At 56.3% G+C, this 17492-nt stretch carries 15 protein-coding genes; 4 read left to right on the plus strand and 11 right to left on the minus strand.

Features of this window, described 5'->3' with window-relative positions; genetic code table 11:
• Nucleotides 1-120 precede the first annotated feature (120 nt).
• The 3 genes from yeiB to Q5705_04230 form a co-directional block, all read right to left on the minus strand.
• Nucleotides 121-1281, minus strand: coding sequence for a DUF418 domain-containing protein YeiB (gene yeiB / locus Q5705_04220; GenBank protein WLI77771.1), 1161 nt, complete (start codon nt 1279-1281; stop codon nt 121-123).
• A 14-nt stretch (nt 1282-1295) separates the two neighbouring features.
• Nucleotides 1296-1964: a GTP cyclohydrolase I FolE gene (folE, locus tag Q5705_04225; protein WLI77772.1), complete on the minus strand. Its 669-nt coding sequence runs from the start codon at nt 1962-1964 to the stop codon at nt 1296-1298.
• Nucleotides 1965-2087: 123 nt separating this feature from the next.
• A complete protein-coding gene (locus Q5705_04230; GenBank protein WLI77773.1) occupies nt 2088-3215 on the minus strand; it encodes a YbfB/YjiJ family MFS transporter in 1128 nt (375 codons plus the stop codon).
• A 140-nt stretch (nt 3216-3355) separates the two neighbouring features.
• Between Q5705_04230 and fghA the strand changes: the two genes are divergently transcribed.
• A complete protein-coding gene (gene fghA / locus Q5705_04235; protein WLI77774.1) occupies nt 3356-4192 on the plus strand; it encodes an S-formylglutathione hydrolase in 837 nt (278 codons plus the stop codon).
• A 39-nt stretch (nt 4193-4231) separates the two neighbouring features.
• Here fghA and cirA read toward each other — a convergent pair whose 3' ends face one another.
• The 3 genes from cirA to yieE form a co-directional block, all read right to left on the minus strand.
• Nucleotides 4232-6214: a catecholate siderophore receptor CirA gene (gene cirA / locus Q5705_04240; GenBank protein ID WLI77775.1), complete on the minus strand. Its 1983-nt coding sequence runs from the start codon at nt 6212-6214 to the stop codon at nt 4232-4234.
• A 273-nt stretch (nt 6215-6487) separates the two neighbouring features.
• The gene (locus tag Q5705_04245) at nt 6488-7957 is read right to left on the minus strand and encodes an amino acid permease (GenBank protein ID WLI77776.1); all 1470 of its coding nucleotides are present in this window, start codon (nt 7955-7957) and stop codon (nt 6488-6490) included.
• Between the two features lie 165 nt (nt 7958-8122).
• Nucleotides 8123-8989: a DNA-binding transcriptional regulator YeiE gene (gene yieE / locus Q5705_04250; GenBank protein WLI77777.1), complete on the minus strand. Its 867-nt coding sequence runs from the start codon at nt 8987-8989 to the stop codon at nt 8123-8125.
• A 102-nt stretch (nt 8990-9091) separates the two neighbouring features.
• On the opposite strand from yieE, the gene Q5705_04255 reads away from it, so the two are divergent.
• Entirely contained in the window at nt 9092-10141 is a 1050-nt protein-coding gene (locus tag Q5705_04255) for a YeiH family putative sulfate export transporter (GenBank protein WLI77778.1), read from the plus strand.
• A gap of 72 nt (nt 10142-10213) precedes the next feature.
• The gene (gene nfo, locus Q5705_04260; protein WLI77779.1) at nt 10214-11068 is read left to right on the plus strand and encodes a deoxyribonuclease IV; all 855 of its coding nucleotides are present in this window, start codon (nt 10214-10216) and stop codon (nt 11066-11068) included.
• A gap of 72 nt (nt 11069-11140) precedes the next feature.
• Here nfo and fruA read toward each other — a convergent pair whose 3' ends face one another.
• From fruA to Q5705_04280, 4 genes are all read right to left on the minus strand, one after another.
• Nucleotides 11141-12829 carry a PTS fructose transporter subunit IIBC gene (gene fruA, locus Q5705_04265; protein WLI77780.1) on the minus strand — a complete coding sequence of 563 codons (1689 nt, stop codon included), beginning with the start codon at nt 12827-12829 and terminating at the stop codon, nt 11141-11143.
• Nucleotides 12830-12845: 16 nt separating this feature from the next.
• Nucleotides 12846-13784 carry a 1-phosphofructokinase gene (gene fruK, locus Q5705_04270; protein WLI77781.1) on the minus strand — a complete coding sequence of 313 codons (939 nt, stop codon included), beginning with the start codon at nt 13782-13784 and terminating at the stop codon, nt 12846-12848.
• Entirely contained in the window at nt 13785-14915 is a 1131-nt protein-coding gene (gene fruB, locus Q5705_04275; GenBank protein ID WLI77782.1) for a fused PTS fructose transporter subunit IIA/HPr protein, read from the minus strand.
• 263 nt (nt 14916-15178) lie between these two features.
• Complete coding sequence (locus Q5705_04280) at nt 15179-15433, minus strand: YkgJ family cysteine cluster protein (protein WLI77783.1); 255 nt, start codon at nt 15431-15433, stop codon at nt 15179-15181.
• A gap of 165 nt (nt 15434-15598) precedes the next feature.
• Between Q5705_04280 and yeiP the strand changes: the two genes are divergently transcribed.
• Nucleotides 15599-16171 carry an elongation factor P-like protein YeiP gene (yeiP, locus tag Q5705_04285; protein ID WLI77784.1) on the plus strand — a complete coding sequence of 191 codons (573 nt, stop codon included), beginning with the start codon at nt 15599-15601 and terminating at the stop codon, nt 16169-16171.
• A 64-nt stretch (nt 16172-16235) separates the two neighbouring features.
• On the opposite strand, the gene uxuA is transcribed toward yeiP, so the two are convergent.
• Nucleotides 16236-17426, minus strand: coding sequence for a mannonate dehydratase (gene uxuA, locus Q5705_04290; protein ID WLI77785.1), 1191 nt, complete (start codon nt 17424-17426; stop codon nt 16236-16238).
• Nucleotides 17427-17492 lie beyond the last annotated feature (66 nt).

The raw sequence follows: 17492 nt of genomic DNA on the forward strand, positions 1-17492 counted from the left end.
GTCACCCCCTGGGTTAAGTAAGGAGGCTATTCTGGCAGTCGGAACGGGGTTGCTACGTGAGTGACATCACATGAATGGAAACGGTTACATCCGTTTTGTTAATGATTGTGATCCAGATCGTTATCTGGATGTGCGTTGTAATGCGCTCCCCGCAGCACGCGCGGTTAATTGTCGCCACAACCACTCCAGCGGCCCCTGGCGAAAACGCTTAAGCCAGAATACCGAGAAGAGAATGTTAACGACCCATACCGCCGGGACAAAGGCCAGCAGTTGCAGGCGGTCGAACTGCATAAACAGCCCGAGGCGGTTAAACAGCGTGGTGCAAATCAGGGTTTGTAATAGGTAGTTGGTGAGCGCCATGCGCCCGACGCAGGCGATAGCATTCACCAGTTTATAGCCGCAGATCTGCGGCCAGAAGCCCCACGCCAGCGCGGCGTAACCCACCGCCTGGAGCGGCGCGCTCAGCTCGCGCGGTGCTTGCAAAATAAACGCGCACCAGCGGTATGACCAGCCCAATTGCCACTGGGCAATAATCGCCGGAATGTTTATCAGCATCCCCAGCGCAATCATCGATGCGCCAACGCGGCGGTAATGGCGAAGGCTGAACTGCCCTTTCAGCCAGCCGCTGCGCATTAACGCGGCACCCAGCAGCATCAAACCGGCCAGCTGCCAGCCATATTGCGCCCCCAGCGCCAGCATCGTGTTAGATAACAAACCGGCGCGGTTACTCAGCGCTTCCATCATGCCGCCGCTGGTTTTCCACCAGCTTTCATACTGAATATTGGCGGCATCCGGCAACCATGAGCGGTTCGGCGCAGAGCCGGAAATGAAACCCAACAGCAACAACACGGCGATGCCAATGAGATACAGCACCACGCCGGTGTTGAACATGGTTTTGACACTTTGCGCATCGCAGATCATACGCCAGGAAATCAGCCCCACCAGCCCATAAGCCAGCAAAATATCGCCATCCCAGAAAAAGAGCGCGTGAATAAACCCAAGCAGCACCAGCAACGTCAGACGCGACTGGATCCAGCGTTTACCGCGCGGCAGCAGCATTTGCAGGCCCGCGCCGAAAAGAATGGCGAACAGCGAGAGGAATTTAACCTGCGCGAAGAGATCGAGCAGCGCCCAGGTCCAGGCATCACGCGCCGTGATCGCGCCATACCAGGCGGGGTTAAGATAGGCCGCCTTCGGTAAACCAAAGGCGGTGATATTGAGCAGCAGAATGCCGAGAATGGCGATGCCACGAATAAAATCCAGCGTGACATTCCTTTCCATGTCGGCAGCTCCGGTCAATTAGAGATGTGGCGAACGGCGCGCAGGAACTCCTGGCGGGTGTTCTGGCTCGACTTAAACAGGCCGCCGAGCGAGGTCGTCGTGGTCGCGCTGGTCGCATCGCGAATACCGCGCGCTTTCACACAATAATGAACTGCATCAATCGATACCGCGACATTATTGGTGCCAAGCAGGGTTTGCAGGGCAGTCAGGATCTGCTGAGTTAAACGCTCCTGAACCTGCGGGCGCTGGGCAAAAAACTGCACAATGCGGTTAATTTTCGACAGGCCAATCACCGACTCTTTTGGGATATACGCCACGGTGGCTTTGCCGTCGATAGTGACAAAGTGATGTTCGCAGGTGCTGGTAAGCGTGATATCGCGCACCGTCACCATCTCATCCACTTTCATCTTATTTTCGATGACGGTGATTTTCGGGAAGTTGGCGTAATCAAGGCCGGAGAAAATCTCATCGACATACATTTTGGCGATGCGGTGCGGCGTTTCCATCAGGCTGTCATCACTCAGATCGAGATTGAGCAGTTGCATAATCTCGGTCATATGCCCGGCGATAAGACGTTTACGGGATTCATTATCCATTTGCACCGGTGGGCGCAGCGGCGTTTCCAGACCACGGGCAACCAGAGCCTCATGGACGAGCGCCGCTTCTTTACTGAGTGATGACATGTTTTTATTCTCCTGCGGTGTGGCGAGCTTCGCCTGTTACGGCAAAGTGAACGGACATTGTGCGTGAGGCCGCGCACATAATCCAGCCCCGATAATGATAATTATTGAAATCGCCACCGCCTTTCAGGCACTGCGTTTCCACACTAAAAGCCCGCCGATTAACAGCGCAATTGCCGCCACGCCGAGCGCCGGTTCAAGACGCTGTGTCAGCCAGGTTGAGATGGCGGAAGTCATCGGGCCGACCAGTTGCCCCACCGCATAGCCGGTGGTCAGCAGCCCGGCCATATACCGCGTGTGATTCGGCGCAAGCTCGCGACCGTATAACAGCGAAAGCTGCACCGCGCACAGAAAACCGCCGCCGACCAGCAGCGCGCCGCACACCAGCCCGCTCATCCCCGGCAACAGCCACGCCGCCAGCACGCCCGCGCCCTGTAACCACAGCACTATCGCCAGCCGCTGATGGCTGTGGCCGACATGGCGCAACATAATGCTTAACGCAATGCCAATAACCGCGGCGGCGCCGAAGACCGGCCAGACAAACTGAGCAAACAGACTGCCGGGAAAACGCAGCGCCGCCATTTGCGACAAAAATGTCGCCGGGAGGATATAGCCAAACCCGGCCAGGCTGTAGCTCCAGACCAGACGCTTAAGATCGGGCGTTAAGTGCAGCGGCTGTGGCTTTTCCCCTGGCCTGTGCCATTCGCCCGGCCTTGGCAGATAGCGGGCAATAATCGCGACCAGCAGCAGCGCCAGCACGCCATACACCTGCCAGGCGGCACCGGCACTCAGCCCTTTCGCCTGAATGGCCACCGCCAACAAACCACTGAAGGCAATCCCGGCGCCTGGCCCGGCAAACACTGCCGCGCTCAGACCCGGTTTCCCGGCGTGCGCCAGCCGCTCGTTGGTCCATGCGGCAATCAGCACCATCGCCCAGCCGCTCATCGCGCCAATGACCAGCCGCATTGCGCCATGCACAAGGGCGTTATCCGCCACCGCCGATAAGAAGGTCAGCGCTACCGCACCGCCAATGCCCAGATAGAGACGCACTTCGATATGCCGCTGCGCACGCATGGCATCCCATGCACCAAGCAAATAACCGAGGTAGTTAATGGCCGCGACCAGCCCGGCGCTGGTGAGGGTGAGTTGTCCCTCGCGGATCATCAACGGCACCTGCGGCGTAAAAGCAAATCGCCCGATGCCCATCGCCACCACCAGCACGATAAAACCACACAGCGCGACGCGTTGCGCCATCTCAGCCTCCGAAATGTTAATGTAAAGTTATGTTTATGATGCAGTATGTTGTATTGATGCGGAAGTGAAAGTTACTCACAGCGGCGGGAATAATCTGTATTATGAATGTTTCTCTCTGTGAAGACCCTGAGGAGCCCCGCATGGAATTGCTCGAAGAGCATCGCTGTTTTGAAGGCTGGCAGCAACGCTGGCGTCACGACTCCCACGTCCTGAACTGCACCATGACGTTCAGCATCTTTTTACCGCCGCAGCGCAGTGAAACCCGCCCGCCGGTGCTTTACTGGCTCTCCGGCCTGACCTGTAACGATGAGAATTTCACCACCAAAGCGGGCGCGCAGCGTGTCGCTGCCGAGCTGGGTATTGTGCTGGTGATGCCGGACACCAGCCCGCGCGGTGATGATGTTGCCGATGCCGACAGTTACGATCTGGGTAAAGGCGCGGGATTCTATCTCAATGCCACGCAGCAACCGTGGGCGGCGCACTACCGCATGTACGATTACCTGCGCGATGAGTTACCGGCGCTGATCCAGTCTGAGTTTAATGTCAGTCCGCGCGAGGCAATCAGCGGCCACTCAATGGGCGGCCACGGCGCGCTGATCATGGCGCTGAAAAACCCCGGTCGTTACACCAGCGTTTCAGCGTTCGCGCCGATTGTTAACCCGCTGCAAGTGCCGTGGGGGCAAAAAGCCTTTACCGCTTACTTAGGTGAGGATGCCGAGCAGTGGCGCGCGTGGGATAGCTGCGCATTGATGCTGGAAAGTGCAGAAAATGACGCCATCCCGACGCTTATCGACCAGGGTGATGGCGATCAGTTCCTCGCCGATCAACTGCAACCCGCGCGGCTGGCAGAAGTGGCACGGCAAAAAGCCTGGCCGCTGACGCTGCGTATCCAGTCGGGCTACGATCACAGCTATTTCTTTATTGCCTCGTTTATTGAAGATCATCTGCGCTTCCATGCGCAGCACTTGCTGAAATAGTCCATGCCCCGGCGCGAGCGTTGCGCCGGGGTTTTCTTATCAGAAGCGGTAATCCACAGCCATAAAGTAGCGACGGCCATCTTCGTTGTAGCTGTAATCGTCGCGGCTTAAATCTTTGTCCGCCAGGTTCAGCACACCGGCACGCAGTTTGACATTTTTCGTTGCCTGCCACGCGCCGCCGGTGTTCCAGATAACGTAACCGCCCGGCGTTGCGCCCTGCGAGACGGAGCGTTTTTCACCGCTGTAGTTCGCTGAAAGATAGAACGACCACGCCTCTGTGGCCTGCCAGTCCAGCGTACCGTTGGCAGTATGGAACGGCAGATCCTGCAAGGGCTTATTGCCGCCGCCGCTGAGATCGCGCCCGTCGTTATAGGTGTAATTCAGCGTCAGTTTCCATGCCTCATCAAACGGGATCTTCAGCTCGGTTTCCACGCCCTGAATACGCGCTTTGTTGACGTTGTAATAGCGGAACACCGGCACCAGCACGCCGTTGGCATTGCGTTCAAAGCCGACAAAGTTGGAATAGCCAGGCGCCTCGGTCAGGCTCGACGTGCGGTTAATATTGATCATGTCTTCAATATTGTTCTGGAACGCGGTGACACTGCCCTGCACGCCGTCCAGCCAGCCCTCTTCGCCGCTGTAATAGAGCCCCAGTTCAAAGCTTTCACTGGTTTCCGGTTTCAGTTCCGGACTGCCGACAATGCGGCAACCGCCGCGACAAGAGTTGGTCGCCCAGTCCGGGCTTAATTGCAGCAGTGATGGCGCTTTAAACGCCGTCGCCCAGCCGCCTTTCACCGTTACCGTGTCGGTGGCGCTCCACACCAGATAAGCGCGCGGGCTCCAGTGATCGCCGTAGGTATCGTGATCGTCCATACGGATGCCGGTAGTCAGCGCCAGCGGTTCGAAAATCCGCCACTCATCTTCGACAAACAGCGCGTACTGGCTGGTTGAAGTTTGGCTGCTGGTGCCGCCGGTGAGGTTAACGGGATCTTTCAGCTTGTCGTGACGCCACTCGCCGCCGAGGGTAATAAGTTGATTGATGTCACCCAGTGGCAGGACGAATTTGCCATCAATCGTGTTGCTCTCTGAGCTTATCGCGCCGCTATTGCCGGGGTTTTTGTTATCGATCTTCTCGCCGTAAAAGCGCAGTTCGCTGTTTGCCATGCCCCAGCGTCCGTTATGCGCCAGCGAGTAGTTCTGCCGGTCGAGGCGGTTTTTGTCCAGCGAATCGGAGTCGCGATCCTGTCGGTCGTAACCGTAACCGGCGGTAAAGTCGTGATTTTCATCCGGCGTCCAGGCAAACTCCACGTTGCCATCGCGGCTGGTGAAACCTTCAATGCGCGGCGATTCGCCCGTTGCGGCAGTTTGCGAGGCTTGCTGCTGATCTTTTTCGCGCTTCGCCACGCTGCCAAACGCTTTCAACCCCAGCACGCCGTCAATCAGCGGGCCACTGGTGTAGAACTGGCCGTTCCAGGTATCGCCGCGATCGCGGTGCTCCTGAAGCGTGGTGTCGGCGGTGATCGTACCGCTCCAGCGCTGGCCAATTTTTTTGGTAATGATATTCACCACGCCACCGAGCGCATCGGAACCATACAGTGAGGACATCGGTCCGCGCACCACTTCGATACGTTCGATGGCATCGACCGGGATCCAGTTGAGGTCAAAGTCATTGTGGCGGAACACCGCGTTGCGGGAATTGACGCGTTTGCCATCGATGAGAATGAGCGTGTAACTGCTGCTCAGCCCGCGCAAACTGACGCCTTTGCGGTTATCGCCTTCGTTGGTCAGCTGCACGCCGGGGACTTCTTTCAGCACGTCATTCAGGTTTTGCACCGGTTTGCGCTGCAAGTCTTGTTGCGTAATGACGCTGATACTGGCGGGCGCGTCTTTCAGGTTTTGCTCGCTGGCAGAAGCCGTGACCACCAGCGTTTCACCTTCCTCTACGGCAGCCATCACCGGTAACGCCAGCGATAAAGCGGACGCACAGAGGCCTCCCCGGACAATGGGATTCAAGGTAAACATTCCGTAACTCCATGAGGTATCAATAAAAAATAAGAAATATTGCTCACGTACTGCAAAACCGCGCACCGTTACATTGACGGCGGCGTTATCGGTTCAGGAAGCGAATGGCGCGGCAAAGCCCTGCCCTGTTCCCTTTCTTTTCAGACGTTTACATTAATGTAAATGATAATGATTATCAATTTCGAGAATCTAAAGTTATGTAAATTGTTACAATTCTGAAGGCATCTGGCAGGCAAAAAAAAGCCCTCCGGACAGAGGGCTAAGAGAGTGAATTCAGTTTTTGAAACGTTCGGGGAACTCCATTTCGCTGTAACGCACGAAACGGGTGCCTTTGGTGAACTTGTACCCCAGCCAGATAACCAGAAACAGCGGGATACCGATATAGGTCGCCGTGACCGCGCCCCAGTCGATGGAGTCTTCCAGGAAGGCCTGGTAGTTCTGACCAAGAGTTATGACCAGGCACAGCACAAAGGCGAAGATCGGCCCAACCGGGAAGAAACCGGAGCGGTACGGCAAGTCATCCAGCGAATGGCCCTGCGCGACATAGCCGCGACGGAAACGATAATGGCTAATCGCAATGCCCAACCAGGCGATAAAGCCTGTCATCCCGGAGGTGTTCAGCAGCCACAGGTACACCGTCTGGTTGCCAAACATTGAGGTCAGGAAGCACAGCGCGGCAATGACCGTGGTGGCATACAGCGCGTTACGCGGCACGCCGCCTTTCGACAGTTTGGCGAAGATGCGCGGCGCTTTGCCATCGCACGCCAGGGTGTAGAGCATACGGGTGGAGGCATACATGCCGGAGTTACCCGCCGACAGCACCGCCGTCAGGATCACCGCATTCATGACCGCCGCCGCCGAGAGCAGACCCGCGTGCTGGAACACCAGGGTGAACGGGCTGACGCTGATATCTTTCACATCATTGCGCAGCAGGCTCGGGTCGGTGTAGGGAATGATCAGGCTGATAATCAGGATCGCAAACACATAAAATAGCAGGATACGCCAGAACACCTGACGCACCGCACGCGGAATGTTCTTCTCGGGATCTTCGGATTCACCCGCCGCGATACCAATAAGTTCGGTGCCCTGGAAAGAGAAGCCAACAATCATCGCCACGCCAATCATCGCCGAGAAACCGCCCGCGAACGGTGCATCGCCGATGGCCCAGTTGCCCCAGCCCGCCGGTTTTTCGCCCTGGAAAATGCCGACAATCATCATGACGCCAACGACGATAAAGATAATGACCGTCGCGACTTTGATGAGCGAGAACCAATATTCCGCTTCGCCGAAGCCTTTTACCGAGATGTAGTTGAGCAGGAAAATGACTGCCAGGAACAGCGCACTCCAGATCCAGCCTGGCGTGTCCGGGAACCACCAGGCCATCACCAGTTGTGAGGCCACCAGATCCACAGCGATGGTCACCGCCCAGTTGTACCAATAGTTCCAGCCGAGCGCGAAGCCGAAGCCCTCTTCGACATATTTCTGACCATACGTTGAGAACGAGCCGGAAACCGGCATATACGCGGCAAGCTCGCCGAGGCTGGTCATCAGGAAATAGACCATCAGGCCAATCAAAATATAAGAGAGCAGCGCGCCGCCCGGGCCTGCGGAAGAAATGGTCGCCCCTGATGCGACAAACAAACCTGTACCGATGGAACCGCCAATCGCGATCATCGTCAGATGACGCGCTTTCAGTTCACGACGAAGCGTGGTCGCTTCTGTGGTTTTTGTTTCGGAAACCATAAGAAAAAGCTATCCATCCAAAAAATGAGGCGCGATTGTAGCAAACGAAACGGACCCCTTCCGGTATAAAACGCCTCTTATTAGAGACCTTCATGATAGGTCGGGGATTATAAGTAAAGCAGTGAATGGTTGATGTTGCGAGTCTGTTACAGACTCGCCGTAAGATTAAATGTCGCAGTAACGAATAAAGCGGTTTAACGCGCTGGATAAGTGCTTCTGCCGGTGGTGAATGCGCCACAGGGTGCGCACCAGGCGCGGCAAGGGGATGGGCACTTCCGCTAATGTTCCGGTATCCAGTTGTTCGGCAATCACCCGCCGCGACAGGCAACTGATGCCCAGCCCGTGACGCACCGCATGTTTGATGGCTTCGGAATTACCCAGCTCCATACCGAGATGAAACTGCGGCAGATGCGAAAGCAATAAATAGTCGACGATTTCGCGGGTGCCGGAACCGCGCTCACGCAGGATCCACGGCGCGGCGGCCAGTTGCTCCAGCGTCACCTCCCCTTTCAATAACGGCGATGACGGCGGCGCAAACACCACCAGTTCATCTTCCAGCCAGGGTTCGGCAACAATTTCGGCGGCGTGACACGGCCCTTCGATTAAGCCGATATCGACACGAAAATCCGCCACCGCATTAATCACGTCCTGGCTGTTACCGACGCTTAGTTCCAACGGCAAATCGGGGAAATCGCGCCGGTAGTGGGCAATGACTTCAGGCAGGATGTAATTGCCAATCGTGCTGCTGGCGAACACGCGGATTGCGCCATTCTCTTCGCGAAACAACTGCTCGATTTCGCTGGCCTGCTCAAGAGCGGCCAGCGCGCGGGGATAGAGCAAGCGCCCGTGTTCATTGACCACCAGCCGTTTTCCGACCCGGTCAAATAACTGCACACCAAGCTGACCTTCAAGATCGGTGAGCGCCGCACTGACAGCGGATTGTGATAACGCCAGCCGCTGTGAGGCCTGGGTGGTGGAGCCGCTTTTCAGCACTTCAGCAAACACTTCAAGTTGCCGCAAAGTTATATGCATAGGGAGTCGCTTACCACTTATAAAGATTAATTATAAATATATAATCAATTTTACCTTTAAACCAGCGCACCGTACCCTTTTTCTCAACAAGAGGAGAAGGCTATGACTGAAATCACACTACAGACGCATCGACATCCCGGCTGGCATTTTGTGCCTGGATTACTGCTAAGCGGGCTGATTACCGCTGCGGCGTTATGGATGGGCGCAATCCCGGCGGTGACGGGTCTCGGCTTAAGCGCGCTAACGCTTGCGATCCTGTTCGGGATGCTGCTCGGTAACACGCTTTATCCTGCGCTGCATCGCCCTTGCGACAGCGGTGTGTTGTTCGCCAAACAGCATTTGCTGCGGCTGGGTATTATTCTTTATGGCTTTCGTTTGACGTTTTCGCAAATTGCCGATGTTGGCATCAGCGGCATAGTTATTGATGTACTGACCCTCTCCAGCACCTTTTTACTGGCCTGTTTTCTGGGGCAAAAAGTATTCGGGCTGGATAAAAAAACCAGTTGGCTGATTGGCGCAGGCAGCAGCATTTGCGGCGCAGCGGCGGTGCTGGCAACCGAGCCGGTGGTAAAAGCGGAAGCCAGCAAAGTGACCGTTGCCGTTGCTACCGTCGTTATCTTCGGTACGCTGGCAATCTTTATTTATCCTGCGCTATGGCCACTGTTAGCGCACTGGTTTAGCCCGCAAACTTACGGCATCTGGATTGGTTCCACGGTGCATGAAGTTGCCCAGGTGGTTGCCGCCGGGCATGCCATCAGCCCTGATGCGGAAAACGCGGCGGTGATTGCCAAAATGCTGCGCGTGATGATGCTGGCGCCGTTTTTACTGCTGCTGGCGGCGCGGGTTAAGCAGTTAAGCCCGCAGGAAGGGGCGGAGAAAAGCAAGCTGACTATTCCGTGGTTTGCGCTGGGGTTTGTTGCCGTGGCCGTTGTTAACTCATTCCACTTGTTGCCAGAAACCGTGGTGAATGCGCTGAATACGCTGGACACACTCCTGCTGGCAATGGCGATGGCGGCACTGGGTTTGACCACGCATATCAGTGCGCTGAAAAATGCGGGCGCAAAACCGCTGGTGATGGGGCTGCTGCTGTTTATCTGGTTGATGGTGGGCGGCGGCGCAATTAATTTCTCCATTCACTATCTGATGGCATAAACCACTACATTTCTGCCCTGTAGACCCGCTATCATGGCGGCTTTCCCCTGGCGGGTTTTAACAGGAGTTTTTATGAAATACATTGGTGCACATGTGAGCGCCTCCGGCGGCGTGGCGAATGCTGCCATTCGCGCCGCCGAAATCGGTGCGACGGCGTTTGCCCTGTTTACCAAAAACCAGCGTCAATGGCGCGCCGCGCCGCTGAGCACGGAAACCATTGATGCGTTCAAAGCCGCCTGCGAAAAATACCATTTCACCCCGGCACAAATTCTGCCCCACGACAGTTATTTGATTAACCTCGGCCACCCGGTTGCCGACGCGCTGGAGAAATCCCGCGAGGCCTTTATTGATGAGCTGGCCCGCTGCCAGCAACTTGGGTTGACGCTGCTGAACTTCCACCCCGGCAGCCATTTAATGCAGATCCCGGAAGAAAAGTGCCTGGCGCGGATTGCCGAATCGATCAATATTGCGCTGGCGCAGACCGAAGGCGTGACCGCAGTGATTGAAAATACCGCCGGTCAGGGCAGCAATCTGGGTTTCCGGTTTGAACATCTGGCGGCCATTATTGACGGCGTGGAAGATAAATCCCGCGTCGGGGTGTGTATTGATACCTGCCACGCGTTTGCCGCCGGTTACGATCTGCGAAGTGAGCAAGCGACGGCAGAAACCTTTGCGGAATTCGACCGGGTTGTCGGTTTCAACTACCTGCGCGGAATGCACCTCAATGATGCCAAAAGCGCTTACGCCAGCCGGGTCGACCGCCATCACAGCCTCGGTGAAGGCAATATCGGCCACGATGCGTTTCGCTGGATCATGCGCGATGCGCGTTTCGACGGTATTCCGATGATTCTGGAAACCATTAACCCGGATATCTGGGCAGAAGAGATCGCGTGGTTGAAGGCGCAGCAGCAGACAGAAAACGCCTGATGGCGCTGCGCTTATCAGGCCAGCAAAACCATAAAAAAAGGGCCGCTTGCGGCCCTTTTTCGTATCAATTGCTTATGCGACTTTCGCCACCACTTCCGTTTCCGGACGTTTCAGCACAGCATACAGCAGCCCCGCCAGCAGCGTACCGGCCACGATAGCCAGCAGATAACCCAGCACCGGCGTGATTGCGCCCGGGATCAGCAGCACGAACAGACCACCGTGCGGTGCCATCAGTTTCGCGCCGACTGCCATCGAAATCGCACCGGTCAGTGCGCCACCGGCGATACAGCACGGCAGAACACGCATCGGATCGCGCGCCGCAAACGGGATTGCGCCTTCAGAGATAAAGCACAGCCCCAGTACCAGCGCCGCTTTACCGCCTTCACGCTGGCCCTTGTCGAACTTGTTGCGTGCAACAATCGTCGCGAGGCCCATCGCCAGCGGTGGCACCATACCGGCCGCCATAATGGCCGCCATCGGCGCGTAAGTTTGCGTACTCAGCAGACCGACACCGAACGCGTAAGCCGCTTTGTTCACCGGACCACCCATATCGGTACACATCATTCCACCGAGGATTGCGCCCAGCAGAACCGCGTTAGCAGTACCCATGGTTTGCAGCCAGGAGGTCAGACCCGCGAGGATCTTCGATACCGGCGTACCAATCAGGTAGATCATCGCCAGACCGACGATCAGGCTGGACACCAGGGGAATGATCAGGATCGGTTTCAGCGCTTCCATACTCGGCGGCAGCTTCAGACCTTTGCTGATCCCTTTCGCGATATAACCGGCGAGGAAACCGGCAATAATCCCGCCGATAAAGCCAGATCCGGTGCTCACAGCGAGCATACCGCCGATAAGACCTGGCGTCAGACCCGGACGGTCAGCAATGGAGAAGGCAATAAAGCCCGCCAGCACCGGCACCATCAGCGCAAAGGCTGAACCGCCACCAATTTGCATCAGCGCCGCCGCCAGCGTGCCCTCTTCTTTAAAGGCAGTGATACCAAAGGCAAATGACAGGGCGATCAGCAGACCACCCGCCACCACCATCGGCAGCATATAAGAAACACCGGTCAGCAGGTGACGATATGCGCCCGCGCTCTCTTTCTTCCCTTCCGTAGAATCAGACTGCGCTTTACCTGATGGCTGGTAAGGCTTCGCTTCAGCCACGGCTTTATCCAGCTCCTGCGCCGTTTTCTTCAGCGCCAGACCAGTTGTAGTGCGATACATCGGCTTGCCGGCAAATTTCGCCAGATCCACTTCGATATCCGCCGCCACCAGCACCAGATCGGCCTGCGCGACCTCTTCCGGCGTGATAGCGTTGCCAGCGCCCACGGAGCCACGGGTTTCAACTTTCACCCACCAGCCGCGTTTTTTCGCTTCGGTTTCGATGGCTTCAGCCGCCATAAAGGTGTGCGCCACACCGGTCGGGCAGGCGGTTACCGCGACAATACGTTTCGGGCCGGTGGTCGCAGCCGCAGGTGCTACTGCCGGTGCGGTGTAAGGTGCTGCATGGTTTTTCGCTTCGCTCAGGAACAACTCCGGGTGCGCAACGGCGCGATTGATATCGCCCAGCCACACGTTTTTCCCGCTCAGTGCGCCATCGTTCGGCAACTGGCTACCCAGAACGATCGCCAGCTCCGCATCGTCAGGGTTTTCGATGAATTGCAGATTCGCTTTTTGCGCCGCCGCGCCCAGCAAGGTCTTTGCCATATAGGCGCGGGCCTGCCCGAGTTCGGCATCAATTATCAGCAGCGTTTTCATTATGCCTCTCCTGCTGTTAGTTAAAGGGTTTTAAGTCAACGCGCGCCATCATCGCGGCTAACTGGGTACGGTCGGTAATCCCTACGTTACTTTGACTAACTGCCAGTGCAGCAACAGCGGTAGCCAGGCGTAATGTATGTTCACTGGACTCACGCATCAGCAGGCCATAAATCAGGCCGCCAACCATTGAATCCCCTGCGCCAACGGTGCTTACCACTTCCATTGACGGCGGTTTGGCGATCCATTCACCCGAAGCGTTAACCCACAGCGCCCCTTCTGCGCCCAGCGAAATTACCACGTGGGCAATCCCCTGCTCGCGAAGCGCGTGAGCGGCTTCAATAACGTCCTTCAATTCAGGTAATTTGCGACCCGCCCAGATTTCCAGCTCGCGACGGTTCGGTTTCACCAGCCACGGCGCGGCTTTCAGACCCGCTACCAGCGCATCACGGCTGCTGTCGAAAATAATGCACGGACACTGGCTGCGCAGGCGCGTCATCCAGTCGGTGAAGGCTTCCGGGCTGACGCCAGACGGCAGGCTGCCGCTGACGCAGACCATATCGAACTGACCAAGCCAGGTCAGGGAGTCATTAACAAAACGTTCCCAGTCGGCAGGGGTGACTTCGAAGCCGGAGAAGTTAAAGTCGGTCACTTCGCCATCTTTTTCGGTCAGCTTAACGTTGATGCGGGTACGCCCCTGCACCACCTGAAAGCGATTGGCAATCCCCAGCTCGCTGAATAATTGCTGAAAACCATCCTGGTTATCTTTACCGAGGAAACCGCCGACGGTGACATCAATGCCGAGATCTTTCAGCACCTTCGCAACGTTGATGCCTTTGCCCGCTGCATGCAGGCCAGTAGTTCGAACGAGGTTAACTTCACCGCGTTCAACTTCAGGGGTAAAACCGACCAGATCGTAGGCTGGGTTTAACGTAATCGTTGCAACACGTCTGCTCATTTATACACCCTCTCCGAGGCCGGCAGCGATGGCATCGCCAATCGCTTTCAGCGCTTGTTCAGCATCATCACCTTGCGCAGTGAAACGCAGGTGGTGTCCTTTTTTAACGCCCAGCGCAACCACTTTCATCAGGCTACGGCCGTTGGCCGGTTTACCGGAACCGTCAAGGTTAGTGACGGTGATTTCGCTATTGAATTGTTTAATGGTGTTAACCAGCATGGTGCCCGGGCGGGCATGCAGACCGTGTTCGTTGCGCACAACAAACTCCGCACTCAGCAGATCGTCAGCCACGGCATCGTCGCTGGTCAGCAGCGCCAGCAGGGTGGCGGCGTCGGCATTCAGCAGGCGGTCAGCTTTGTTGCTGAGCAGCAAATCGCTCAGGCGTTTCAGCACCGCGACGGGTTGTTCGTCGGCCATCGATACGCTCACCAGCAGCGCGGCAGTTTCACCCTCAACATCAAATGGCGTTGCGGCGCGGCTTACGGCGACGGCGCTCAGCAGGTTGCCTTCAGCACTGTCGTTCAGCCAGATGCCCTGGCCGAGATTCAGCGGTTGTTCGTTAATCGTGCGGGTAACGTACGCGGTATCCACTGCGCCCGCTTCTTTCAGACGCGCGGCGTTCAACGCCTGCAAGGTCACCAGCGAGTTTGCATTGACATTGAGAGACAACGTTTCGTTGTCCAGCTTCAGTGCGGCGCTCTGTTTTTCGCCCATCAGCAGGGCGCGCAGATCGTCTGCGCTGGTGGCAGATTGCAGTTGCGCGGCCACGGAATCATCGCTCAGCACATGCGTCAGCTGACGCAGCAGGCCGAGGTGCTCATCAGAGCTGGCGGCAATACCGATCGCGACATACGCCACCTGCCCTTCGCTCCACAGGATGCCCTGCGGGAACTGGAACACTTTAACGCCGGTTTTCAGCACCTGATCGCGCGTGTCGGTGGTGCCGTGCGGAATGGCAATGCCATTGCCGAGATAAGTTGAGGTCTGCTGCTCACGGGCGAGCATGCCGTTGACGTAGCCGTCAGCAACGTTACCGGCGTCTGCCAGTGCCGCTGCAATCTGGCGAATGGCCTCTTCTTTATTTGCGGCCTGCTGGCCGGGATGGATGTCCTGAACTGATAACTGGAACATGTGAATCCTCTCTCGCTGAAATTGAATCGTTTCAGCTAACTTGAGAAATGAAACGTCACCGCTGGTTTTCAGAGATGGTGCGATGACGCTGAAACGTTTCAAGAAGTCTTCACCTTTTTTGTTCAGCGATCAAGAATTCTCTCTAATGGCGTTTCAGATTTTTGAGGTACTGCACATTTCACAAGCGCTTAGGGCAAATTTGCTGACGCGATTATTGCCGTCAGCAAATTGTTGTTCAGCAGCGTCAGCTTAATAAGAAGAGGTTAAGGCGCGGTCTGGTGTTCGAGGTCGAGCAGGTAAACCATCGCCTGCCCGCGGTTTGCGCCACACATATCAGCACTCGGTTGTAAACCGGCGCAGACTTTCGGGCGCAAGGGAGAACCAAAGAGTTTGCAGCGCTGCCGGGCGTCAAGCTGTACGCAGGGCGTGTTGGCCGGTTTACCGTTGGGCATGCCGGGGATCGGGCTGGAAATGGACGGGGCGGTACAGCAGGCTCCGCAGTCCGGGCGGCATTGCATAGTGGCTCTCTTCGTTGCATATCGCGCTGGATTAGCGCGTTTCGGTGCACGCTATCATCTTTTACCCGACAAACGCAAAACGCATCAATTCCACTTGCCTGAAAAGGCCCTCGCGAGTAGTTTGTCGCGATATTTTCGTCATTTTCAATTTACAGGATCCTTGCAATGCCAAGAGCGAACGAAATTAAGAAAGGTATGGTGCTGAATTACAACGGCAAACTGCTGATTGTGAAAGATATTGATATTCAGTCACCGAGCGCCCGCGGCGCAGCAACGCTCTATAAAATGCGTTTTGCCGATGTCCGTACCGGACTGAAAGTAGAAGAGCGTTTTAAAGGCGACGATATCGTTGATACGGTCTCCCTGAACCGCCGTTTTGTTGACTTCTCTTATGTGGATGGCAACGAATACGTGTTTATGGATAAAGAAGATTACACGCCGTACACCTTCACGAAAGATCAGATTGAAGAAGAGTTGCAGTTTATTCCCGAAGGCGGCATGCCGGATATGCAGGTTCTGCTGTGGGATGGTCAACTTCTGGCGCTGGAACTGCCGCAGACTGTGGATCTGGAAATTGTCGAAACGGCGCCGGGGATTAAAGGTGCATCTGCCAGTTCGCGTACCAAACCAGCAACGTTGAATACCGGCCTGGTGGTACAAGTGCCCGAATACCTGACCACGGGTGAGAAGATCCGTGTTCATATTGAAGAGCGCCGCTATATGGGCCGCGCGGATTGATAAGAAAAGCCTCCGAATGGAGGCTTTTTTTTCGCCCAATGGCGGGCTTCTTGCGGGGCAGTGATTACAGCAGGTCGCGGAACAGGGTTTTCTTCAGCGCCAGTTCCACACCGCGCACTTCGGCCATCCCTTTCAGGCGGCCAATCGCCGAATATCCCGGGTTCGTTTTCTTACGCAGATCGTCGAGCATCTGATGACCGTGATCCGGACGGAACGGGATCGGGCGCAGATCGCCTGCTTTCTTGCGGCGCTGCTCTTCGGTCAGGATCGCCGCAACCACAGAAACCATATCGACATCGCCGTGCAGATGCGCAGCTTCATGGAAGGTCTTCGGGTTCTCTTCACGGCAGGTTGAACGCAGGTGCGTAAAGTGAATGCGATCGCCGAAGGTCTCAATCATGCGCACCAGATCGTTATCTGCACGCACGCCATAAGAGCCGGTACACATGGTGAAACCGTTATTGATACTGTCCACCGCCTCTTTCAGCCATTGCATATCTTCAATGGTGGAAACAATACGCGGCAGGCCGAGGATCGGGCGCGGCGGATCGTCCGGGTGAACCGCCAGACGCACGCCCACTTCTTGCGCCACCGGCACAATGGCGCGCAGGAAATATGCCATATTTTCGCGCAGTTGCGCTTTGTCGATAGCGTCATATTCCGCCAGACGCCCGCGGAACTGATCCAGCGTGTAACCCTCTTCCGCTCCCGGCAGACCCGCGATGATATTGCGCGTCAGCTTTTCCACTTCCGCGTCGCTCATGGCATTGAAATACGCCTGCGCCTGACGCTGCTCTTCGTCGCTGTAGTCCGCTTCAGCACCTTTGCGCTTGAGAATATGCAGCTCGAAGGCCGCAAAAGCGATGTGATCAAAACGCAGCGCTCTGGAGCCGTCCGGCAGTTGATATTCCAGGTCGGTGCGCGTCCAGTCGAGGATCGGCATAAAGTTGTAGCAGACGGTGTCGATGCCGCAGGCCGCAAGGTTACGAATGCTCTGCTGGTAGTTGGCAATCCAGGTTTCATACTGCCCGGTGTGGGTTTTGATCTCTTCATGAACCGGGATGCTTTCCACCACCGACCAGCTAAGCCCTTTGTCCGCCAGCAACGCCTGGCGAGCTTTGATCTCTTCAACCGGCCAAACCTGGCCGTTCGCAATGTGGTGTAGTGCGGTCACAACGCCCGTTGCGCCAGCCTGACGTACATCATCAAGAGATACCGGATCGTTCGGTCCATACCAACGCCAGGTTTGTTCCATCGCCTTCCCCTTAAGAAGTTGTTATACCAATACAGATAATGCGTTGACGACTACCATACATGCTAA

Source organism: Kosakonia sp. H02, assembly GCA_030704225.1.
In the GTDB taxonomy this organism is placed as follows: Bacteria; Pseudomonadota; Gammaproteobacteria; order Enterobacterales; family Enterobacteriaceae; genus Kosakonia.